The following is a 21,939-nucleotide window of genomic DNA, read 5'->3' as shown; positions in this document are numbered from 1 at the left end:
CGCCGCTTTGCGTGCCCCCGGCCGATACTGCCCCCAACCCACCCGCAGCCGCGGCAATTCCACTTCCGCCTGGCATCACGAGGCTACCGATTTCCCGCTTGCAGCCAAGCGAGTCCAGACAATCGGCCGGCAACGCTTGCGCCAACATCATCTTGTTAGAACTGACCGACGGCGCGGCGGACGCCGCTGGATTCGTTTGCGCACCCGCCATCGCCGCATACAGACTCACAGCAACTGCGAATACCGCCCGGCGCGTCCCCAGCGCCAGCGCGTCCCCGTTTTGCTTTTTCATTTCATTCTCCTAACTATATGCCTTGAGTGACCGGCCCTGACAACAGGTGAATCTCTGTTCACCGTTAAAAATGAAACTTCAACGCCCAGTCGTCATTGCCTCGCGTCACGCGAAAACCGCACGACGTCCGGCATCTCTCTCGCGGAAAACCCCGGTCCGATTCAACGTGATTCGAGAGAGACAACTGGCTGTGCGCGAACTTGGTTTTGAAAGCTGCACAGCGGGCCTTGATGGACGTTGAAGTTATGCGGAGCGCCATTACGTGACCGTGCGCTACCCCACGCAATGCGATATCGCCGCGTTGTTTACGATTAATTGCGCACCTCAACTGTCAGAGATCGTCAATTACCGGCTTCTATAAACGGGCGAAAATTCTTGCCTTTAGATACGCACTCCCAACTATTATTTTTTTACAGCGTCATTGGTCCACTTCATCAGATGAATCAAGCCGATACGTTCGAATGCTTCACCTACGTGTGTATCCGAACACAAAAGAGAAATTGCTCATGCACGAGTGAGGGCAATCACACAGACGGCGCAGCTCGGATTATTTACTCTCCGTCATAATCACCTCCGTACTTCAGCAAGGCGCAAAGACGTCGAGTGACTAAAAGCATTCCACCATCGGATCGCCCCCCTGCTCGCCATAGAGAACTTGCGGCTCGCACCGCATTCCAACTGTCGCGCGAACTCACTGCTACGCCCTTTTTGAATTCGTTCGCGATCTATGCGCCATCGCACGGACCGAGCGCGAATCCTGAATCGGGCGACAATACAAGCATCGCAATTCCATCGACAACAGGAGAACAGATGCTTCTATCCGAACAATGGGTGCTGGTCACGGGCGGCGCTCGCGGACTCGGCGCGGCGATCACGCGCGCGCTAGTGCGCGAAGGCGCGAGCGTGGTCGTGAACTACCGCAACAGCGAAACATCGGCGCTCGCGCTGAAAGAGGAATTCGGCGATCGTGTGCTGCCGCTTCGGGCGGACGTCACGGACGCGGCCGCCGTCACGCGCCTGTTTGAAAAAGCGCAGGTGCAAACCGGGCAACCCATCGTGTCGGTAGTGAACAACGCGCTGGCCGACTTCCGGTTCGACGGTGACGCTCGCCCGAAAATCGACTCCATCGACTGGACGCGTTTCCAGCAGCAACTCGACGGCTCGCTCAAAGGCGCGCTCAATACGATTCAGGCAGCCGTTGCCGGCATGCGTTCACGAGGGTTCGGCCGCATCGTCAACGTGGGCACCAATCTGTTTCAGAACCCCGTGGTTCCCTATCACGACTACACGGCGGCCAAGGCAGCGCTGTTGTCGCTCACGCGCACGGCCGCCCACGATCTCGGTCCGGACGGCATCACGGTGAACATGGTGTCGGGCGGACTGCTGCGCACCACCGACGCGAGCGCGGCCACGCCGGAATTCGTCTTCGACCTGATCGCGAGCTCCACGCCGGTGCGCCGCGTCACGACACCGGAAGAATTCGCGGATGCCGTCCTGTTCTTCCTGTCGCCGTGGTCACGCGCGGTGACCGGCCAGAATCTGATCGTCGACGGCGGCCTCGTGAAGGGCTGAGCGGTTCGCTCGCCGCTCGCACGCCTCTCACGCGGGCGCGCCCCAAACCGGGAAGTGTCGCTGTGCACCCACCACGCTGCGGCACAACCAACACTTCCCGCCAGTCTCTTTTTCCGAAGCATTTCCACCATCCGCGGCGCCGGGGCGAGTGATCGCCACCGTCAAGACCCGCGGATGCTTGCCGCGCGAGCTCTCGCGCACAATCGGTAAAAAACACGGGTTTACCTTTGTTTGACTTCAGGAGACAGGCTCGTTTACTGGACGCAAAATAAGCTTTCAGGACACTTCCGATTTGCTTTGGTCAGCTGAATAGTGTTCTGCAAATCTCTTCCACTATTTCAGGAGATTGAGCCATGGTTAATGTGTCCAGCAGCGTCGTCGACGAATTGAAAACCGCCATGCGGGGGCAGGTTCTGTTGCCCGGCGATGCGAGCTTCGATGAAGCTCGCAGCATCTGGAACGCGATGATCGACCGGCGTCCGGCGATCATCCTGCGTTGCGCAGGCGTAGCCGACGTGCGCCGCGGCGTCGCTTTCGCGCGCGACAACGGCCTGCCGCTCGCGATTCGCGGCGGCGGTCACAACATCGGCGGCAGCGCGTTGTGCAACGACGGCGTCGTGCTCGACCTGTCGCAGATGAAATCGGTGCGAATCGATCCCGCGGCACGTCGCGCGTCTGTCGAACCGGGCGCCACGCTGCACGATTTCGATCATGAAGCGCAGGCCTTCGGACTCGCCACGCCGCTCGGCATCAACTCGACCACCGGCGTCGCGGGCCTGACGCTCGGCGGCGGCTTCGGCTGGCTGAGCCGCAGATACGGCATGACGGTGGACAACCTGGTGTCAGCCGACGTCGTCACCGCCGAAGGCGAATTGGTCCACGCGAGCGCCGATTCGCACGAAGATCTGTTCTGGGCCATTCGCGGCGGCGGCGGCAATTTCGGCGTCGTCACGCGATTCGAGTTCACCCTGCATCCGGTCGGACCGCTGGTGTACGGCGGCCTCGTGGTCCTGCCGATCGACCAGGCGCGTGACGCCCTGCTCAAGTACCGCGCGGCGAACGGCGGCATGCCGCAGGAACTGAGCGTGTGGGCCGTGCTGCGACTCGCACCGCCGTTGCCGTTTCTGCCACCCGAAGTACACGGCAAGCCGGTGATCGTCTTCGCGATGTGCTATACCGGCGCCGTCGAAAACGGTCCGGCCGCGGTGGAATTCGTACGCGCCTTCGGAACGCCGGTCGGTGAACATCTCGGCCCGATGCCATATGCCATGTGGCAACAGGCGTTCGACCCGCTGCTCACGCCGGGCGCGCGCAACTACTGGAAATCGCACAATCTCAGCGAGATTCCGGACGGTCTCATCGACGCGCTGCTCAACGCGATCGACAACCTGCCGTCGCCGCAATGCGAGATTTTCTTCGGGCAGATCGGCGAGCAGACCCAGCGCGTTCCGGTCGAAGCCACCGCCTATTCGAGCCGCGACACGGTGTACGCGATGAACGTGCACGGCCGCTGGGACGATGCGAGCGACGACGAGCGCTGCGTCGGCTGGGCCCGCGCATTTTTCGATGCGGCGGCGCCGTTCGCGCTGGGCAGCGTCTACGTCAACTTCATGACGGAGGAAGAAAGCGGACGCGTCGCCGATGCGTACGGGCCGAACTACGAACGCCTCGTTGGCGTAAAAAACCGCTACGATCCACGCAACCTGTTCCGTCACAACCAGAACATCCGGCCGTCGGCGTAGTCATAGACCAAGCGGGGAACGGGCGCCGGCATCTCGCGCCTCATCCCCGCCAGCGCGTACCGGCCTGCCGTGAACACGCGAGCGGAAGGGCCGGGCACGCTAAGTGCTAGTTAGCAATTGACGTACGGGCGTGCCGGCGTCACGGCCCTACGTTTGAATGGAAACGAAAACGCCACCTTCATAACGTCAATAACGCAAAAGGACAACAATCATGCGCAGACGACAATTCATCATGACCACCAGCGCCGCGCTCGCCACCGCAGGCTTCGGCCTCGCCGGCTGCACGACGACGTCGCCGTCCTCGAGCGCATCGCCTTCGGCCAACGCCGGCAAGCGCGACAGCATCAACGCGGGGGTCGATTCCACGCTGTCGCGTCTCTACGAGAACGTCGCAGGTTCGCGTGAACTGGTGGCCAAAGCACGGGGCATTCTTGTGTTCCCGAACGTCATTTCGGCGGGCTTCTGGGTCGGCGGCCAGTACGGCGAAGGCGCGCTGCGCGTGGCCGGCCGCACCACCGGTTACTACAGCACCGTCGCGGGGTCGTTCGGTTTGCAGATCGGTGCGCAGTCCAAGGCCCTCATCTTCCTGTTCATGACTCAGGATGCACTCGACACATTCACCAGCAGCCAAGGCTGGGCTGCCGGCGCGGATGCCACCGTCGCCTTGCTGAAGATCGGCGCGAACGGCGCGGTCGACACGTCGACCGCCACGAGTCCGGTCGAAGCCTTTGTGCTGACGAACGGCGGCCTGATGGCCGGCATATCGCTCGAGGGCACCAAGGTCTCGCGTCTGATGATTTGAGCTTGAGTGCACACGCGCATTGCCGCGCAACCGCGTCGCCGGCTGCGTGGCATCTCCGCCCGGCCCGGCGCGGAAGCTACCGTCGCGTTGCCTGCCTCCCGGTCGCCCTGACGGCACTGCTGTAAAATTCACGCTTTTTGCAATCTTGCCCGGCCACCGCTGCGCCCCAGGCCGGGACACTCATCTGTCCGCAGACGCGCGTCTCGCTTGCCTGCACGCCGTTTGCCCGGACTTCCCACCTCGCCGAAGATGAACACCGCTCGTCCCACATACGGCTGGCTCGCCACGCTGCCCGGCATCAAAAGCAATGTCCTCGCAGGACTGACCTCGTCGTTCGCGCTGGTGCCGGAATGCATCGCCTTCGCGCTGGTCGCCCACCTCAATCCGTTGACGGGCCTGTACGGCGCTTTCTTCATCTGCGCCATCACGGCGTTGTTCGGCGGACGGCCCGGCATGATTTCCGGGGCCGCCGGTTCGATGGCGGTGGTCATCGTGGCGCTCGTCGTGCAACACGGTGCGCAGTATCTTCTTGCCACCGTGATTCTCAGCGGCATGCTGATGGTGCTGTTCGGCGCGCTGCGGCTCGGCAAACTGATCCGCATGGTCCCGCATCCGGTGATGCTCGGCTTCGTCAACGGGCTGGCAATCATCATCGCGATGGCGCAGCTCGCGCACTTCAGACAGAGCACGCCGCAAGGCGAACAATGGCTGCACGGCAGCGCGCTGCTGATGATGTGCGGACTCGTCGCGCTCACCATGGCGATCGTCTATCTGCTGCCGCGGCTCACGCGCGCGGCACCGCCCGCGCTGGTGGCGATCGTCGGCGTAGGTCTCTTCACGCAGCTACTGCAACTGCCTACGCGCACGCTCGGCGACATGGCGCACATTGCGGGCGGCCTGCCGAGTCTGCGTATGCCGAGCGTCCCGCTGAATCTGGACACGCTGCATGTGGTGCTGCCCTACGCGGTGCTGATGGCGATCGTCGGTTTGCTGGAAACCTTGCTCACGTTCAATCTGACCGACGAGATCACCGAAACGCGCGGCCAGCCGAATCGCGAATGTCTCGCGCTCGGCGCGGCGAATATCGCGTCGGGTCTGTTCGGCGGCATGGGTGGCTGCGCCATGATCGGCCAGACCATGATCAATCTGAATTCTGGCGGCCGTTCGCGCCTGTCGGGTATGGTCAGCGGCGTGATGATCCTGATGTACATTCTGTTCCTGTCGCCGCTGATCGAGCGCATTCCGCTGGCGGCGCTGGTCGGTGTGATGTTCGTGGTGGCGCAACAGACTTTCGCGTGGGGCTCGCTGCGTGTGCTGCGCAAGGTGCCGCGCAACGACGCGCTGGTGATCGTGGCGGTCACCATCATCACCGTGTTCTCCGATCTGGCGATCGCCGTGCTGTGCGGCATCGTGATCGCCGCGCTCAATTTCGCGTGGCAGCACGCTCGTGAAATTCACGCGCATGTCGAAGATCGCGCCGACGACAAGATCTACGCGCCGCGCGGCACGCTGTTCTTCGCATCAACCACGCGTTTTCACGAGCTTTTCGATCCGGTAAAAGATCCCGAGCGCGTCACGGTCGACTGCCGCGATCTGCTGCTGGCCGATCATTCCGCGCTCGCAGCATTGCAAGGCCTGGTCGAACGCTATCGAAAAGCCGGCAAGGAGTTACGTATGAAGAATTTGTCCGAACGCAACCAGCGTCTGCTGAGCCGCGCCGGTATTGCATTTACATGACGAATAGCGCCACGGACACCTGAAAGTTGCGCGCGCAACCTGACGAATTCCCAACATCAATTTGCGCCTGGTGCAAATACCGACTGAAGGTAATATTTCCCGAGAACGTTGGTTTTTCGTACTACAGTAGACGTTCCGCGTGCAGTCTTCGGAGGCCACCGTGACAAGGCGCGTTTCGCTCGACGACGAAACCGAGTTTGCAATCTGGAAACGCAGAAGCGCAGCGGACGTCAGGCAATCGCGTCGCGTTCTAATAGGACATCGTGACAAGGCGATCGGCGAATCGCTGGTGCTGCTGCTTTCGCTGAAGGGCTACGACGCGATCTACGCCGCCGATCTGATCAAGGTGCAAAGCTTTCTGAAGTGGTGGAAGCCGCACGCGGTTTTACTCGACACGCGGCTCGACTCCGTTTCCAGCTATGAATTCACGCGCACCGCGCGCGCGGAACGATGCAACGCCGACGTCCTGATGCTGGCCATGAGCAACGTCTGGCCGCTCGACCCGATCGGCCTGCTGAAAGACGCCGGCTTCGACGGCCATTGCCGGCGCCCCTGTTCATTGTGGCGCGTGGCGGACATTCTGGAAAACCACTTCGCCCAGGCTTGAGCAGCCGGTCAGCGGGCTTCCGGCAGCGTGAACACGGCAATCGCCGCGCTGAGCTGCCCGGTTTGCGCTTTCAGCACATCCGCTGACGCGCTCGCTTCTTCCACCAGCGCTGCGTTCTGCTGGGTCGTCTGATCCATGCTCGCCACCGCGATGTTGACCTGCTCGATGCCCGAGCTTTGCTCCACCGAAGCCGCGCTGATCTCGCCCATGATGTCCGTCACGCGACGCACTGCCTGCACGACTTCCTGCATGGTTTCGCCGGCGCGGCTCACGTACTGCGAGCCGCCTTCGATCTGCGCCGCGGACTCCTCGATCAGCGTCTTGATCTCCTTCGCGGCCGCCGCGCTGCGTTGCGCGAGGCTGCGCACTTCGCCTGCCACCACGGCGAAGCCGCGTCCTTCCTCGCCGGCGCGCGCCGCTTCGACCGCCGCGTTCAAAGCAAGAATGTTGGTCTGAAACGCGATCCCCTCGATTACGCCGATGATGTCGCCGATCCGATGCGACGACTGCGAAATCCCGCGCATCGTCTCGACCACCTGGCCGACCACCTCGCCGCCACGCGCCGCCGTCTCCGATGCGTTATGCGCCAGTTGGCTCGCCTGCTTCGCGTTGTCGGCGTTCTGCTTCACGGTCGCGGTGATCTGCTCCATGCTCGACGCGGTTTCACCGAGCGCGGCGGCCTGCTGCTCGGTACGGCGCGACAGGTCCGCATTGCCGGCGGCAATTTCGTTGGACACCGTCGAAATCAGCGTCGCGCCGCCGCGGATCTGCGCGATCGCGTGCGCGAGACGCTGCTGCATGCGCTGCATCGCGGCGAGCAGGCTGGTTTCGTCGCCGGCCTTCGTCTCCACCATCACGTCGAGGTCGCCGTCGGCGATTCGCGCGGCAATCTGCGCGGCGTACGCCGGCTCGCCGCCGAGTTGCCGCAAGATGCTGCGCAGGATCACGCCGATCACGAGCGACACCACCAGGCACAGCAGCAGCGCGGCGCCCACATACTGGATGAGCGTCGTGTAGAACGCGGCGTCGATATCGTCGGTGAAGACGCCGGTGACGATCGTCCAGTTCCACGGCTTGTACAGCCGCACGTAGTTGATCTTCGGCGCCATTTCATTGGAGCCCGGCTTCAGGAACTGCAAGTGGATGAAGCCTTCGCCTTCGCGCTGGGCGAGATCGGAGCCGTCCTTGAACACATGGCGCCCTTGCGGGTCGGTGAAGCCGCTCATGTCCTTGCCTTCGAGGTCGGCCCGCACGCCGTGCATCAGCACGCGGGCATGCGCGTCCTCGATCACGAGATAACCACCGGCACCGCCGTAGCGCATCGCGCGCAGATCAGCCATTGCCGTGCGTTGCGCGTCGGCGAGCGGCATGGTGCCCGCGGCGACCAGACCGTTATAGCGATCCAGCACGCTGTACGCGACGCTGACCACGCTCTTCAATTCGGCCTGACGGTCGGCGATCATCGTGTCGCGTGTTTTGAAAGCGCCCCACAGGCCGATTGCCAGAATACCCATGCACATGACTGCTAGTGCGAGCCAAAGCCGCACCTTCAGGCGAAACCGTTCCATCTCCGTATCCCTTGTACTTGTCGTCGACGCGCCGCTCGCGGCGGACGCCGCGGCGGTTCATGTCACTCTTTGGATTAACGGCGCAACGGGGGAAAACTTCAGGCTTCGCCGATCGGCTTCGGGCGCTGGGCCAGGGTGTGGGCGTGGCACGCTCTGGCCAGAGCGTGAACCCGGCCGGCTCTGTTTACTAAGAGACACGCGCGAAGCGGCGCCCTTCGCTCAATTTGATGTCGTACATGCGGATCGCGCCGGGCCTCACTCCGCCGGCAGCGTCAGCGAGGCGACTTCGCAGCGCGGCCACTGACGCAATACGTCGGGCGCCAGCAACAACTTGGCGGCTCGCACGCCCGCGCCCATGACGATCTGGCTCCGCTCCATGACGGCGGCATCGACGAGAATGCGCCAGTCGTCCGGCAAGCCGAATGCCGTGATACCGCCGAACTCCATGCCGCTGTGCTCCACCGCCGCTTCCCGCTTGGCGAACGAAAGCCGCTGCGCGCCCAGCGCCGCCTTCACCGCGCCGTTGATGTCGAGCCGCAGCGAACCCAGCGAGACCACCGCCGCGTAATGCTCGGCACCCTCTTTCTTGTAGCGGACCACGATCGTGTTCGCGCAGTCTTCCAGACCGAAGCCGTAGCGCGCGCTGAATGCGGCGGTGTCCGACGCGTCGTCGGTGACGGAGAAAACCGTTACGCCTTGCGCCGGCAATTGCTCGACCACATGCGCAGGTAAATGCGCGCCCAATTGTTCCGCTGCAATGACGTCCAGCCGCTGTACGAGTTCGTGCGAGTGCATAGTGAGCAAAGTGTATGAGGATCCCTCGGCATTCTAACGGCACTCCTCGCCCGAGGTGCGCGGCCCGGCACGGGGGCGGCGCGCGCCGGTCGCGCTTGTTATAGTGACAGGCACAAGGTTTGCGAAAGGCGTTGACGCGAAGACGGCGGCGAAGCTGCTTGAACGGTCCGCCCCCCGGTCCGCACCCGCCACCCCGTATTGCCCGCGCGGCGCCAGTACCCCTTGGGAAACACGACCATGGACATCGAGACGCTTTCCGCCGAGAACCTTCAACTGGTGGCCCGCAAGCAGGCCAACTGGGCCATCGGCGCCTTCAGGCAGTTCGCCGAAGACCGCTGCGCGGCGATGGCCGCCAGCATCGCCTTCTATGCCGCGTTCTCGCTCGCGCCCACGCTGGTCATGGTGATCGCCGTGGCCGGCTGGTTCTTCGGCGCCGAGGCCGCGCGCGGCGAGTTGTTCGACCACATTCACGGCTTGCTCGGCGATCAGGCCGCCGCGGGCGTGCAAACCATTGTCGAGAACGCCCATCACAGCGGCAGCGCCGGCGGCGTAGCGGCGATCATTTCGCTCGCGACACTGGTGATCGGCGCTTCGGCCACCTTCTCGTCGCTCAACAGCGCACTCAATATAGTGTGGCCGTACACGGGGCCGCGCTCGTCGAGCGTGATCGCGCTGGTGCGCGTGCGCCTGATCTCGTTCGGGCTGGTGCTGGGGGTGGCGTTCCTGCTGATCGTGTCGCTGGTGCTCGATACGGTCATTACCTTCATCGGCAAATGGCTGTGGGGCGACTCGCCGTATGTCGTGATCGGCAATCTTCTGCAACTCGGCGTCGGCCTGCTCGTGCTGGCGTTCGCCTTCGCCGGCTTGCTCAAGTTTCTGCCGGATGCCCGCGTGCGCTGGCGGGATGCGCTGGTCGGCGGGATCGTCGCGGCCGCGCTGTTTTCGGCGGGCAAGAAGCTGTTCGCGCTGTATCTCGCGCACGCCGGCATGGCCACCTCTTTCGGGGCGGCCGGCTCGCTCGCCGTGCTGCTGATGTGGCTGTACTTCTCCGCCGCCGTGCTGCTGCTCGGCGCCGAATTTTCGGCGGCGCGCGGGCGCATGCACGACCCGCGCGGAAGCTGGGGCATGCAGGACGACGCACCACCGGGCAGCCGCGCCAAGCTCGCCTCGGTGCTGGCGGCATCGACGGTTGCGGCGGACGCAGTGCCGCACGCGGATGCGGACGGACGCGCCGCGTCGGGCGACGCCGCGCTCGCCCCCGCCATGCGCGACGCAAAGGCAGGCGCGCTCAGCGGCGCAGTGCCGGCGGCGGCTTTCCGGGTGCAATCCGGAAACAGGCCGTCGGCGCGAGCGACGGCGCTCAAGGTCGGCCGTACGGTCGTGCTGGCCGAAGCGCAAGCGACGCGCATCGCCGCCGTCACGCTGATCGGCGCGAGCCGCAAAGCCGTTGCGGCCGATCGCTACGTGAGGCGGCATCCGTGGACCTCGGTGCTATTCGCGGCCACCGCTGGGCTCGCTGCCGCGATGGTTGCACGCCGCAATTCCGACGACAGCGAACACTAAACCTCACATTGCAACCAGACCGCTACCAAGGCTGCACCTGTCAGCCTGGACGGTGGCGCCTGCTCACAGCGTTGAAGACCTGTCTAGCCGCCCCGTCAAGCGAGATCTGCCTCGATTTTTATGGAAACGCTACAAAACGAACAGGAAAATTAGACGACTTCGTTACAAATCGCCTTCAAATCAGTGTCGAAAGTACACGTATTGGAGCACTCACTGTCGACAAAACAACAATAATGCTGAGTCAACGAATAAATGTTGCTGAAACAGAAATAATCGTTAACGCGCTTTAAATACAAGGCTTTGCGTGGTTTGTCAGTTTTTGGAGACACTCTTTTTTTTCCAGTTCTTGCCGATTGACCCGGTGAGCTATTCTCCTTTCCGCAACAAAGAAACTAATCATCTGCGTGGAGAAATGGATGAAACGAATCGCACTGTCTACCCTCTCGCTGGCGCTCCTCAGCGCCACTGGCGTGGCACATGCTCAAAGCAGCGTTACTCTGTACGGCTTGATCGACGAATCGATCCAGTACGCTCACAACACGGTTGACGCGAACGGCAAGAACGCGAATCAAGTTGGCCTGGTCGGCGGCAACCTGCAAGGTCCGCGTTTCGGCTTGAAGGGCACGGAAGACCTCGGCGGTGGCCTGAAGGCAATCTTCCAGTTGGAAAACGGCTTTGACGTGAACACCGGCAAGCTGGCTCAGGGCGGCCGTATGTTCGGTCGTCAAGCGTACGTGGGCCTGACGGGTGATCAGTGGGGTACGGTCACGCTGGGTCGTCAGTACGATCCGCTGGTCGACCTGGTCCAGCCGCTGACGGCTGACAACTACTTCGGTTCGACCTTCACCACGCCGGGCGACGTCGACAACAACGACAACTCCTCGCGCACGAACAGCGCTGTCAAGTACACCTCGCCGGTGTGGGGCGGCTTCCAGTTCGAAGGCATGTACGCTCTGGGCGGCGTGGCTGGCGCAACGGGTTCGGGTCAATCGTGGTCGGGCGCTGCAACGTACGCAACGGGCCCGTTCAGCGTGGCTGCTGGCTACTTCCGCCTGGACAACGGCAACACGCTGGCTAGCCGCACGTCGGCAGGCGTAGTGGGCTGGAACGGCAGCACGTCGGACGGCACGTTCGACAACCAGGTCAACGGCGCATACGCCGCGGCCAAGTCGATCGGCATCGCTTCGGTCGCTGTGCAATACGTCGCGGGCCCGTTCACGGCTAACCTGCGTTACAGCAACGCACAGTACAAGCCGGACGCGAACTCGGGCTTCGGTTCGACCGAGAAGTACAACATCGGCGGCGCATACCTGGGTTACCAGGCAACGCCGGCAATGCTGGTTGGCGTGGGCTACATCTACACCAAGGCTAGCGGCGATTCGAGCGCAACGTATCACCAGGTTTCCCTGGGCGGCGACTACAACCTGTCGAAGCGCACGGACATCTACCTGGTCGGCGCATATCAGCACGCAAGCGGCCAGCAACGCACGTCGGCCGGCACGCTGGTCGATGCAGGCGCAGCAATCGGTTCGTACGGCTACAACTCGGCTTCCAGCTCGCAAGAACTGGTCAGCCTGGGCATCCGCCACAAGTTCTAATCGAGCTTGACGGACTGCTGAAGCAACACGCAGTTGAAGACCAGCCACGGGTGAAAAGCCTGTGGCTGGTTTTTTTTCGTTCCGCGTTCCTTGCTTCTTGCGGACGACCCAAATGAAAAAGGCCGCCAGCAAGCCCGATTAGGCTCGTGACGACCTTTGCTGTCATTCCCTCCCGCCGAATCCCGCCGACGCCGGCCTGGACGCAAGCGAACGCGTCTCTCAGCCTACTTTCGTTGCGCCTTGCCCCTCTCCGCCTGCGCCAACGTCTGCGCGGGCTTTGCATCGAGTTCATGCTCGATTCCATCAGCGCCGACCGGCGCGCGATGCAGCACCAGCGCCCGCTCCCGCTGCAACAACGGAACATCCGGCGATTCCTGCCAGTCCGGATCGGGGATCTCCCCGAACACCTGGCGCAGCCGCTCGCCCCACGTCCGGTGAATCATCTCGAAGTACGCGTTGTCGTGATCGATCGAGACGAAGCGCGTGACGCGCAGCGTGTCCTTCTGGTAGACCAGCAGATCGAGCGGCAAGCCAACCGACAGGTTCGAGCGCAGTGTCGAGTCCATGGAGATCAGCGCGCACTTGGCGGCTTCGTCGAGCGGCGTGGACGGCGTGAGCACGCGGTCGATGATCGGCTTGCCGTACTTGGCCTCGCCGATCTGAAAATACGGATTCACCGCCGACGCCTCGATGAAATTGCCCGCCGCGTAGATCATGAACAGGCGCGGCCGGTTGCCCGCGATCTGCCCACCGAGAATGAAGCTGCAATTGAAGTCGACGCCGAATTCCTGCAACGCCTCCGCCTCGCGCTGATGCACGCAACGCACCGCGCGGCCGATCACGCGGGCCGCGTCGGCCATGGTGGGCGCGCTCCAGAGCGTGGGCAGGGAAGGATCCGTGGGCTCGGACAGCTCGTGCAGCACCGCCTGGGTGAGCGACAGATTGCCGGCGCCCAGAAGGGTGAGCATGCGCTCGCCCGGCTGCTCGAACACCGACATCTTGCGCGCGGTGCTGATGTGATCGACGCCCGCATTGGTGCGCGTGTCCGAGAGGAACACGAGACCTTCGTCGACGGACATCGCGACACAGTAAGTCATAAGGAAAGGTACCCGCAAAAAACAACTGAACGGCGCTATTGTAATGCGGCGCGCATGCGCCTCTATCCGCTTTGTTCCCGTTTATCGGCCTTTGCGGGCCTGACTTGAATGGATATGAGGGCTGGCGCTCGCTCGCGCCTCCAGGGCCCGCTTCACGGGCCGCCCTCTTTTTGCGTCTATTGTGACAGCTGCGAGCTGACCTTAACGGACACTTTCAGCTGTTCTTCCAGTCCGCCGATACGCCGGCCACGCACCGGCGCGGCCGCTTCATAGTCCCGCGCGACGGCCAGGCGGCAGTAGATTTCGCTGGCAAACGCGGCGTGCGTGACATCGATGGAAATCCAGCCCTTGCCTTCGAGCCACACGTCCACCCACGCATGGCTCGCGCCGTGCGTCACCTCGCCGGGTTCGATATAACCGCTCACGTAGCGCGCCGGGATGCCGCGCGCGCGGCAGCACGCGAGCATCAGATGCGCGTGATCCTGGCACACGCCGTTGCCGAGCGCGAGCGCCTGGGCGGCGGTGCTGGTGACTTCGGTAATGCCCGTGTTGTACTTCACGCGCTGCACGATCTGTTCGGACAGCGCGATTAGATTCGCCGAGCTCGTCAGGCTCGGCACCGATTCGGCCAGTTCACGGACCGCCGCATCGGCCTCGGTCAGCCGCGTCGAACAGGTGAAATGCTCGAGCGGAATCGGACCGACCGCGTCGGGCAAATGACCGTCGATCAGCGGAATCGTGTCCACATCGCCGGCCACGTGCAGACGAATCTCGCTATGCGGCTTGTTGATGACCAGCGTGTGCAGCACGTTGCCGTAGGCATCGAAGGTCGCGTCGAGCTTTCCAGGCGCGTCGATGCTCCAGCGCCGCACGACCTGCGAGGCGCCGCTCGCCGGCGTCAGACGCAGTTGCTGGATCGAATAATGGACAGTCGCTTCGTAGCGATAGGACGTGTCGTGGCGGATCGTCAGGTACATAAAGAAACTCCGTCAGGCGACTGGCAACATCAGATAGGTACGCGCAACCAGATTGCCCAGCTCGAATACGCGAGCGAGGAACTGTGTCAGATAGGCGTGCAGGCCGGCTTCGAAAATCTGCCGGATGTCGGAGTACACGAGTTCGGCGCGCAGCTTGCCGGCGAACCGTTCGCACTGGTTCGAGCCCGAAGTGCGTAGCATCGCCAGATTCACGCAGACGCCTTCGAGCGACGCCAGCAATGAACGCGGCATCTGCTGATTCAGGATCATCAGTTCGACCACGCGCGCCGGCGTGACGACGTCGCGATACACCTTGCGATAGATTTCCAGCGCGGACACCGAACTCAGAATCGACGTCCAGTAATAGAAGTCTTCGAGCTGGCGCGCGGCGTCACGCGAATTCGGTTCGACGTCGGCAAAGCGCACGTCGAGAATCCGCGCGGTGTTGTCGGCGCGTTCGAGAAAGGTGCCTAGTTGCGTGAAGAAGAACGCGTCGTCCTGCAGCGCGGTGCCGATCGTCACGCCACGCGACAGATGCGAGCGGAATTTGACCCATTCGAACAGCGCGCCCGGATTGCTCGCCGCCTGACCGGACGAAGCGCGCTCATTGAATTCGAGCCACGTATCATTGATGGTTTCCCACCACTCGGTCGTCAGCGTGCCGCGCACGGCGCGGGCGTTTTCGCGCGCCGCCTGCAAACACGAGTGAATACTCGACGGATTGGTCGCATCGGCGACCATGAAATCGAGCACGTGTTCGCGGGTCGGTTCGTCGTAGCGTTGCGCGAACGCGGTTTCGAGTTCGGAGATGCGCAGCACCGAGCGTTGCGCGCGCGCCTCCTGCTCGGGCGTCTGCGGCAACAGCAGCGCCTTCAGGTTGATGTCGAGCATGCGGGCGGTGTTCTCCGCGCGCTCCATGTAGCGGGCCATCCAGAAAAGGTGATCGGCGGTTCGGCTTAGCATGACGGCGTTCCGTATCTGATGACGCGAGGCCCGGTCGAAGTAAAAGGCCCGCGCTGGTTATCCGTATGCGCCGGCGGCGTGCGTGCTGCTTATCACGTGCCGCCCCGGCGCGCTGGGTTGCAGGTGCGGTTGCGTGAAGCGTTGCAACCGTATCGGCAACCGCGTCAGTCGACCATCCACGTATCTTTGGTCCCGCCTCCCTGCGACGAATTGACGACGAGCGAGCCCTCCTGCAACGCCACGCGCGTCAGTCCGCCGGCGACCATCGTGACGGTCTTGCCGGACAGCACGAACGGACGCAAGTCGATATGGCGCGGCGCGATGCCGGCTTCCACGAACGTCGGACACGCGGAAAGCGCCAGCGTCGGTTGCGCGATGTACCCTGCCGGACGCGCAATCAGGCGCTCACGGAACGCTTCGATTTCGGCTTTCGTCGAAGCCGGTCCGACGAGCATGCCGTAGCCGCCCGCGCCGTGCACCTCCTTGACGACCAGCTCCGGCAGATGCGCGAGCGTGTACGCCAGATCGTCCGGCTTGCGGCACTGGAACGTGGGCACGTTATTGAGGATCGGCTTCTCGCCGAGGTAAAACTCGATCATTTCCGGCACGTACGGGTAGATCGATTTGTCGTCGGCAATGCCGGTGCCCATCGCGTTCGCGAGCGCCACGCGGCCGGCGCGATACGCAGTCAGCAGACCCGGCACGCCGAGCGCCGAGTCGTTACGGAAGGCGAGCGGATCGAGAAAATCGTCGTCGACGCGGCGGTAAATCACGTCGACGCGCTTCGGCCCTTGCGTGGTGCGCATGAACACGTAGTTGTCGTCGACGAACAGATCCTTGCCTTCCACCAGTTCCACGCCCATCTGCTGCGCGAGGAAGGTGTGCTCGAAATACGCGGAGTTGTACATGCCCGGCGTGAGCACCACCACGACCGGATCGTCGACGCCTTCCGGCGCCACCGAGCGCAGCGTATCGAGCAATAGATCGGGATAATGCGCGACCGGCGCAATGCGGTTCTGCACGAACAGCTCGGGGAAAAGCCGCATCATCATCTTGCGGTTTTCGAGCATATAGGAGACGCCCGACGGCACCCGCAGGTTGTCTTCGAGCACGTAGAACTCGCCTTCGTCGCCCGCGCGGACCACGTCGACGCCGGCGATATGCGCGTAAACACCGAGCGGCACATTCACGCCCTGCATTTCAGGCCGGTATTGCGCGTTGGTATAGACCTGCTCGGCCGGCACGATACCGGCGCGCACGATATTGCGGTCGTGATAGACGTCGTGGATGAACAGATTGAGCGCCTGCACGCGCTGGCGCAAACCGGCCTCCAGGGTCTGCCATTCACCGCGCGGAATGATGCGCGGAATCAGGTCGAATGGGATCAATCGCTCGGTGCCGGACAGGTCGCCGTTCACCGCGAAGGTGATGCCGACCCGGCGAAACAGCAGGTCGGCTTCCGCACGCTTGCGCGCGATCGCCTCGTTGCCCTGCTTCACCAGCCACCGCTCAAAGCGCGCGTAGTGTGGCCGCACGGCATCGTCATGATGACGCATCTCGTCATAGCATCGCATGTCACGCCCCGCTCTTGTTGTCGGATAGAAGGCGAATGCGCTGCGCATTCGGTGTTCGACAATCGATCAAGCAAGCGCTATGCCATTGCGCTTTCCGCGGACTAAACAGGTTGCATGCACGCGAATAGCGCATCCCGGCCGGCATGGCTTCGCTGCCATCGTACTGCGGCGGCTCATGATGCGCTAGTACGGTGCATTTGCGGCACCGCGGTGCGTCGGCGGGGAAATCCCCGAGGCGTCCAATGAAATCGCAATACGCCCTGAGCGCGCATAAAAAATCCCCGTGGATTCGCACCCACGGGGATTCGGACAACGTGCACTGCGGATCGTCCCCAAGGAGACTTCCTTCGAAGCGGCTCAAACGCAGCCATTGTTAAAGCAATGGCAAACGCGTGAAGCGCGATCAGCCTGCAGCTGCGTCTTTCAGCTTCTTCAGCGGACGTGCCTTGATGCGCACGCTAGCCGGCTTGGCCGGGAACCAACGCTCTTCGCCCGAGAACGGGTCTTTGCCGAAGCGCTTCTTCTTCGCCGGCACAGCTTGCACGACGATCTTCAGAAGACCCGACAGCGTGAATTCGCCAGCGCCCTTCTTATGCACGGCGCCGAGGATCGTGTCTTCGAGCGCGGCCAGAACAGCCTTGGCGGTCTTCGGTTCCACAGCAGCGCGTTCAGCGACGTGTGCAGCCAGCGAGGCCTTCGTGAAGGTGTCCTTGATCGGCGACGGAGCGCTGGAAGCCTTCACGGCGACCTTCTTAGCTGCGACGGCCTTCTTCGCAGGAACTTTCTTTGCAGCAACCTTCTTGGTCGGTACCGGGGCAGCAGCCTTCTTGGCCACCTTTTTTGCGGAAGTCGGCATGTTTCTCCTACCTGTTGTGGTCAGTGAATTGCACGAAGCGCACACGGTATGTGCACGCTTCAACGCCGGATTCTACAAGCGCTAATACGATTTGCGCGACTCTTTTATGTATAACAGCGAAGGTTTGTTGCGCGGCGCAGACTGCGCAACACATTTTGATGCTTGTTTTAGCGGGTAAACGTGCGTCGAGGGGTCTGGCAACACCAACACGTAACGTCCGTTACAAGTCATTTCGATGCATGAATAACGGCACTTTCTGCGCTTGGCCAGCGCCGACGGATCGCTCGAGGATCGCAAAAAACACTTCATGGCTCGCTCACCATGCGCTTTCACGCGGCGGAAAAAACACGCCCCCTGCAGCGAAAAGCGCTGCTGGGGGCGGCCAATCTCGCCCTGCGACAGAAAATCGCGGGCGACAGTCAAAACACTTTTACTGCCGGCTGACGTGTTTGAGATCGTGTTCGCTTTCCTTCACGTGAGCCCAATACTCGTTTTCGTCGCACGCCATGCCGAGCTCGCCGTTGCGATACGCCATCGCCAGCGCGAGGTTGGCCTCGGGTAACTCCGCATTGGCTGCACGCGTGAGCCATTGCAACGCCAACGCGTCGTCGTGCGGCAGCGTCGCGCCGAAGCGATACTCGTTGGCGAGCTGGAACTGCGCGGGCGGCAGGCCCGCTTGCGCCGCCTGTTCGAGCCAGCGAATCGCCAGGCCGGCGTCGCGCGCCACGCCGTAACCGTTGCGATAGAGCGTCGCGAGATCGTAGGCCGCCTGGGCATCGCGCGAATCATGCGATGCCGCCAGCGTCAGCCAACGGCGGCTTTCCACGTAGTCCGGCGCGACGCCGGGCAGCCCGCGCAACAGCAGATGCCCGAGCGTGGCTTGCGCGCGCGGCGCGCCGTCGAGCGCAAGTCGACGGTAAAGCTCGACGCCTTCGCGTTGCTCGTCGATCTGTGGCGAACTCACCAGCACGTCCGCGAGCGCTTCGCGCGCCGCCGCGTTGCCGAGCGCCGAGGTCAGCCGCAACTGCCACAGCGGCCTAGCCGCATGCGTCGCGGTGCCTTGCATCTGCCAGTCGTCGATCTGCACGTTGGACACGCGCGTGGCCGCCACCGTGGCAAGCGTCCCCGCGCAGATGGCCACGGCCGCCGCCAGCGTCAAAGCGACGCGCGCGTTCATTGGTTGAGGTTCACGGAGTAAACCGCGAGACCCTTGCCGATGCCATCGTCGGCCTGGATCTGGGCGACGTTGGCGATGCCGTTGGCCTGCGCGAGCGCCGTCAGGTTCGGCGCCGACAGGAAGGTCACCGGACCGGCCGTCGCCACCTTCGTGAACCGCCAGCTTCGATCGCTGCCGTTGCTCGCCGCCTTGATCGTCTGCGCTTTCTTGATGTAGGCGATCAGCACGTCACGGCTCGCATCCGGCGATGCGTAAATCGTCTTGCTGCCGTCGAGCCCCGGGAAATTTCCGCCACCGCTCGCGCGATAGTTGTTGGTCGCGACGATGAATGACTGCGTATCCGAGATCGCCGCGCCCTGATATTTCAGGTTGCGAATCCGGCTGCCGACCGCCTGCGTGACATCGATTTCGTAGCTGAAATCCTTCGACGTGATCATGTCGAAGTTATAGCCGGGATACGTGCTGACGAGGGCCTGCGCCGCCGTGTTGGCCGGATCGATCTGGTTGAAGCGCTTCGCCGCGGTTTCGAGCCAGGCCTTCAGATCAACGCCCGTCACCTTCACCGCGTAGATCGTGTTCGGGTACAGGTAGAGGTAGAGGTAGAGGTAGAGGTAGCGGTAGCGGTAGAGGTCGGCGGCGTTGTTGATCGCCACGTTGCCTTGCGCGACGTCGGTGAAATCGTTACCGCCGCCGAAGCCGCTCTTGAACGGCGCGCTCACCGACGGCACCGGAATGCCCGCATATCGCGGCAGATTCGCGTTGATGTAGTCCTGCGTGTAGGCCGCCTGCGCCTGGTTGACGATCTCGATGGCCGACACGTCGCCCACATCGGCAAAGTAGGTGGTCATGCGGAAATCGGTCGTGCCGATCGGCGTTTTCACATAGTTGATGGTCGCGGCATGTTCGGCGGCGATCGCCTATGCGACCGCCGGATCGACTGCCACGTAGCTGTTATCCGCGTTCTGGATCGAGCGGGCTTGCGCGGTGCTCGCGTTGCGGTCCACCGTCCACGTGCCGTTCGTGTAGTTCAGCGCGAGCTTGATCACACCGAGATGCTTGCCCCAGAAATTCGCCATCACGGTCGGCACGCCGTTGACGGTGCCCTTCACCTTGTCGACGCCCGGCAGGTTGAATTGCGTGACGTGCTGTTTTTATCGGGGAAAACCTGGTGCGAGTGGCCGATCAGCATCGCGTCGATGCCGGCCACTTTGGACAGATAGTAGCTGCCGTTTTCCATCGACGGCGAATAGGTCGAGTTGTCGAGGCCGCCATGCGACATCGCCACGATGATCCGCGCGCCCTTCGCCTTCATTTCCGGCACGTACTTCGACGCGCTTTCCACACTGATTTGCCGGGCATTAGATAGCCATAAGTAATCTGCACGCGCGGATCGCGGGCTTATCGCGTGAGCCGCGGCAGGATGTCGGCGAGCTTCGTGAGCGCGGCGTCGATGTGCTCGACCGCGATGCTGCCGTAGCCGAACATCAGGCCCGGCTGCGCCTTCATGCGCAGATGAAACGGCGCGAGACCATACAAGCCGATCGATGCTTCACGCGCCGCGTTCACCACGACTTCTTCCGTCAGCGGCGCTTTCAGACGCGCCGCCATGTGGATGCCGGCCGTCGGCACGATCGGTTCGAACCAGGGCGCGAGGCCGCCGTGCAGATGATCGAGCAGCATCGCGCGGCGCGCCGCATAGGTCTTGTGCATGCGCCGCAGATGTTTGGCGAAATCGCCATTGAGCATGAAGGACGCGAGCGCGGTTTGCGTGAGCGTGCAGCCGTGCCAGTCGCCGATCTGGCGCGCCTTGATGAGCGGACCGTACAACGAGGCCGGCGGCACCACATAGCCGACTCGCAGTTCCGGAAAGATCGTCTTCGAAAACGTGCCGACGTAAGCGACGAGTCCGGCGCGGTCGAGGCTTTTCAGCGGCTCCATCGGCCGGCCTTCGAAACGGTACTCGCAGTCGTAGTCGTCCTCGATGATCACCGCGCCGCGTTTCTGCGCCCATTCGAGCAACTCGACGCGACGCTCGAGGCTCATCGGCATGCCGAGAGGAAACTGGTGCGAAGGCGTCACGTAGACGAGCCGCGCCTTGTCCGGCAGCTTGCTGACGATCAGGCCTTCGGCATCCACCGGCACGGGCACCACGCGCGCGCCGGTGGCCTTCAGGCATGCATGCGCCGGCGTATATCCGGGGTCCTCGATCGCCGCGACTTCGCCGGCACGCAAGGTGATGCGCGCCAGCAGATCGAGCGCGTGCTGCGCGCCTTGCGTGACGATCACGTCTTCCCAGTTGCTTGCGACGGCGCGGTTGAAGGCCAGGTAGCGCGAGATCGCGAGGCGCAGCTCCTGCTCGCCGGCCGTGTCGCGATAGATGCCGGGGCCGCGCGCTTGTGCACGCAACGCGTGGTTCACGCAGCGGCGCCAGACGTCGAAGGGAAACAGCGTCTTGTCGGTCGCGCCGCCGACGAAGTCCTGCGGCGACGCGACCGAAGGCCGCGGCAACGGCAAGCTCTCGGGCATCTCCTCCCACAGGGGCTGGGCACGCGCGGCGGCCTTCGCCTTGGCCCTGGCCCGCTCGCGCGACGACTCCGCCGCCCGCGCATGCGCGGAGCGCTCCACTGGCAGACGCTCCAGGCCGTCGGCGACGAAGGTGCCCGAGCCGCCACGCGCGCTCAGATAGCCTTCGGAGAGCAGCCGCTCGAACACGTCGAGCGTGGTCTTGCGTGACACGCCCAGTTGCGTGGCGAGATCGCGCGTGGACGGCAGACGCGTGCCGCCCGCGAGACGCCCTTCGAGAATGCCGGCTCGCAACTGCCGATAGATCTGTCCGGACAGATCGTGATGACCTTCGACCGCGATATGGATTTCCATCCGGGTGGTTACCTTGAGTAGCCGGGAAACGGTTGTTTGAAAAGACCAATGGCAACCGTTAGCTTACCCCTGCCGGTGCTATCCGATGGACATTCAAGCAGGTGCGCGGCGCCTCCCGATACAAAAATGGCGCACCGTGCAT

Annotated in this window: 16 protein-coding genes and 1 pseudogene; 7 read left to right on the top strand and 10 right to left on the bottom strand. The window is 63.1% G+C overall.

All coding sequences use genetic code 11. The features are described from left to right. Window positions 1-1,102 precede the first annotated feature (1,102 nt). The 5 genes from PQR42_RS04675 to PQR42_RS04655 all read left to right on the top strand — a co-directional run bounded on the left by PQR42_RS04675 (window position 1,103) and on the right by PQR42_RS04655 (window position 6,752). Complete coding sequence (locus tag PQR42_RS04675; protein ID WP_408205065.1) at window positions 1,103-1,864, top strand: 3-oxoacyl-ACP reductase; 762 nt, start codon at window positions 1,103-1,105, stop codon at window positions 1,862-1,864. Window positions 1,865-2,217: 353 nt separating this feature from the next. Further along, window positions 2,218-3,606 carry an FAD-binding oxidoreductase gene (locus PQR42_RS04670; protein ID WP_408382727.1) on the top strand — a complete coding sequence of 463 codons (1,389 nt, stop codon included), beginning with the start codon at window positions 2,218-2,220 and terminating at the stop codon, window positions 3,604-3,606. A 211-nt stretch (window positions 3,607-3,817) separates the two neighbouring features. Further along, complete coding sequence (locus PQR42_RS04665; protein ID WP_408448909.1) at window positions 3,818-4,408, top strand: BPSL1445 family SYLF domain-containing lipoprotein; 591 nt, start codon at window positions 3,818-3,820, stop codon at window positions 4,406-4,408. A gap of 249 nt (window positions 4,409-4,657) precedes the next feature. Further along, complete coding sequence (locus PQR42_RS04660; protein WP_408382723.1) at window positions 4,658-6,145, top strand: SulP family inorganic anion transporter; 1,488 nt, start codon at window positions 4,658-4,660, stop codon at window positions 6,143-6,145. A gap of 160 nt (window positions 6,146-6,305) precedes the next feature. Next, on the top strand, window positions 6,306-6,752 hold the full coding sequence (locus tag PQR42_RS04655) for a histidine kinase (protein ID WP_408382721.1): 447 nt from the start codon (window positions 6,306-6,308) through the stop codon (window positions 6,750-6,752). A gap of 8 nt (window positions 6,753-6,760) precedes the next feature. Here the strand turns inward: PQR42_RS04655 and PQR42_RS04650 are convergent, their stop codons facing one another. Continuing rightward, window positions 6,761-8,320, bottom strand: a complete 1,560-nt coding sequence (locus tag PQR42_RS04650) for a methyl-accepting chemotaxis protein (protein WP_408382719.1) — start codon at window positions 8,318-8,320, stop codon at window positions 6,761-6,763. A gap of 255 nt (window positions 8,321-8,575) precedes the next feature. Then, window positions 8,576-9,115 carry a YbaK/EbsC family protein gene (locus PQR42_RS04645; protein WP_408205126.1) on the bottom strand — a complete coding sequence of 180 codons (540 nt, stop codon included), beginning with the start codon at window positions 9,113-9,115 and terminating at the stop codon, window positions 8,576-8,578. A 237-nt stretch (window positions 9,116-9,352) separates the two neighbouring features. Between PQR42_RS04645 and PQR42_RS04640 the strand changes: the two genes are divergently transcribed. Together PQR42_RS04640 and PQR42_RS04635 are read left to right on the top strand one after the other, a co-directional pair. Continuing rightward, a complete protein-coding gene (locus PQR42_RS04640; RefSeq protein WP_408382717.1) occupies window positions 9,353-10,678 on the top strand; it encodes a YihY/virulence factor BrkB family protein in 1,326 nt (441 codons plus the stop codon). A gap of 416 nt (window positions 10,679-11,094) precedes the next feature. Then, on the top strand, window positions 11,095-12,276 hold the full coding sequence (locus PQR42_RS04635; RefSeq protein ID WP_408205058.1) for a porin: 1,182 nt from the start codon (window positions 11,095-11,097) through the stop codon (window positions 12,274-12,276). A gap of 224 nt (window positions 12,277-12,500) precedes the next feature. Here PQR42_RS04635 and PQR42_RS04630 read toward each other — a convergent pair whose 3' ends face one another. From PQR42_RS04630 to pdxR, 8 genes and pseudogenes are all read right to left on the bottom strand, one after another. Next, a complete protein-coding gene (locus PQR42_RS04630) occupies window positions 12,501-13,373 on the bottom strand; it encodes a proteasome-type protease (protein WP_408205057.1) in 873 nt (290 codons plus the stop codon). Window positions 13,374-13,549: 176 nt separating this feature from the next. Next, a complete protein-coding gene (locus tag PQR42_RS04625; RefSeq protein ID WP_408382715.1) occupies window positions 13,550-14,350 on the bottom strand; it encodes a transglutaminase family protein in 801 nt (266 codons plus the stop codon). A 12-nt stretch (window positions 14,351-14,362) separates the two neighbouring features. After that, window positions 14,363-15,313 carry an alpha-E domain-containing protein gene (locus PQR42_RS04620; RefSeq protein ID WP_310817865.1) on the bottom strand — a complete coding sequence of 317 codons (951 nt, stop codon included), beginning with the start codon at window positions 15,311-15,313 and terminating at the stop codon, window positions 14,363-14,365. A gap of 164 nt (window positions 15,314-15,477) precedes the next feature. After that, window positions 15,478-16,887 carry a circularly permuted type 2 ATP-grasp protein gene (locus tag PQR42_RS04615; protein ID WP_132377847.1) on the bottom strand — a complete coding sequence of 470 codons (1,410 nt, stop codon included), beginning with the start codon at window positions 16,885-16,887 and terminating at the stop codon, window positions 15,478-15,480. A 403-nt stretch (window positions 16,888-17,290) separates the two neighbouring features. After that, a complete protein-coding gene (locus PQR42_RS04610; RefSeq protein ID WP_007177969.1) occupies window positions 17,291-17,743 on the bottom strand; it encodes an HU family DNA-binding protein in 453 nt (150 codons plus the stop codon). Window positions 17,744-18,173: 430 nt separating this feature from the next. After that, entirely contained in the window at window positions 18,174-18,920 is a 747-nt protein-coding gene (locus PQR42_RS04605; RefSeq protein ID WP_408382713.1) for a tetratricopeptide repeat protein, read from the bottom strand. Continuing rightward, window positions 18,917-20,259: pseudogene (locus PQR42_RS04600) on the bottom strand (5'-nucleotidase C-terminal domain-containing protein); the annotation flags it as partial. The pseudogene PQR42_RS04600 and the gene PQR42_RS04605, both read right to left, overlap by 4 nt. Window positions 20,260-20,318: 59 nt before the next feature. Beyond that, the gene (pdxR, locus tag PQR42_RS04595; protein WP_408382712.1) at window positions 20,319-21,797 is read right to left on the bottom strand and encodes a MocR-like pyridoxine biosynthesis transcription factor PdxR; all 1,479 of its coding nucleotides are present in this window, start codon (window positions 21,795-21,797) and stop codon (window positions 20,319-20,321) included. Window positions 21,798-21,939: the final 142 nt, after the last annotated feature.

This window comes from Paraburkholderia sediminicola, from assembly GCF_046027355.1.
Lineage (GTDB): Bacteria > Pseudomonadota > Gammaproteobacteria > Burkholderiales > Burkholderiaceae > Paraburkholderia > Paraburkholderia sediminicola_B.
This window is presented reverse-complemented; position numbering and strand designations above follow the sequence as displayed.

What these genes read in the sequence shown, in the direction of transcription:
- PQR42_RS04675 (WP_408205065.1), top strand. Translation starts at nt 1,103, where the DNA reads ATGCTTCTATCCGAACAATGGGTGCTGGTCACGGGCGGCGCTCGCGGA.
- PQR42_RS04670 (WP_408382727.1), top strand. Translation starts at nt 2,218, where the DNA reads ATGGTTAATGTGTCCAGCAGCGTCGTCGACGAATTGAAAACCGCCATG.
- PQR42_RS04665 (WP_408448909.1), top strand. Translation starts at nt 3,818, where the DNA reads ATGCGCAGACGACAATTCATCATGACCACCAGCGCCGCGCTCGCCACC.
- PQR42_RS04660 (WP_408382723.1), top strand. Translation starts at nt 4,658, where the DNA reads ATGAACACCGCTCGTCCCACATACGGCTGGCTCGCCACGCTGCCCGGC.
- PQR42_RS04650 (WP_408382719.1), bottom strand. Translation starts at nt 8,320, where the DNA reads ATGGAACGGTTTCGCCTGAAGGTGCGGCTTTGGCTCGCACTAGCAGTC.
- PQR42_RS04645 (WP_408205126.1), bottom strand. Translation starts at nt 9,115, where the DNA reads ATGCACTCGCACGAACTCGTACAGCGGCTGGACGTCATTGCAGCGGAA.
- PQR42_RS04640 (WP_408382717.1), top strand. Translation starts at nt 9,353, where the DNA reads ATGGACATCGAGACGCTTTCCGCCGAGAACCTTCAACTGGTGGCCCGC.
- PQR42_RS04635 (WP_408205058.1), top strand. Translation starts at nt 11,095, where the DNA reads ATGAAACGAATCGCACTGTCTACCCTCTCGCTGGCGCTCCTCAGCGCC.
- PQR42_RS04630 (WP_408205057.1), bottom strand. Translation starts at nt 13,373, where the DNA reads ATGACTTACTGTGTCGCGATGTCCGTCGACGAAGGTCTCGTGTTCCTC.
- PQR42_RS04625 (WP_408382715.1), bottom strand. Translation starts at nt 14,350, where the DNA reads ATGTACCTGACGATCCGCCACGACACGTCCTATCGCTACGAAGCGACT.
- PQR42_RS04620 (WP_310817865.1), bottom strand. Translation starts at nt 15,313, where the DNA reads ATGCTAAGCCGAACCGCCGATCACCTTTTCTGGATGGCCCGCTACATG.
- PQR42_RS04615 (WP_132377847.1), bottom strand. Translation starts at nt 16,887, where the DNA reads ATGCGATGCTATGACGAGATGCGTCATCATGACGATGCCGTGCGGCCA.
- PQR42_RS04610 (WP_007177969.1), bottom strand. Translation starts at nt 17,743, where the DNA reads ATGCCGACTTCCGCAAAAAAGGTGGCCAAGAAGGCTGCTGCCCCGGTA.
- PQR42_RS04605 (WP_408382713.1), bottom strand. Translation starts at nt 18,920, where the DNA reads ATGAACGCGCGCGTCGCTTTGACGCTGGCGGCGGCCGTGGCCATCTGC.
- pdxR (WP_408382712.1), bottom strand. Translation starts at nt 21,797, where the DNA reads ATGGAAATCCATATCGCGGTCGAAGGTCATCACGATCTGTCCGGACAG.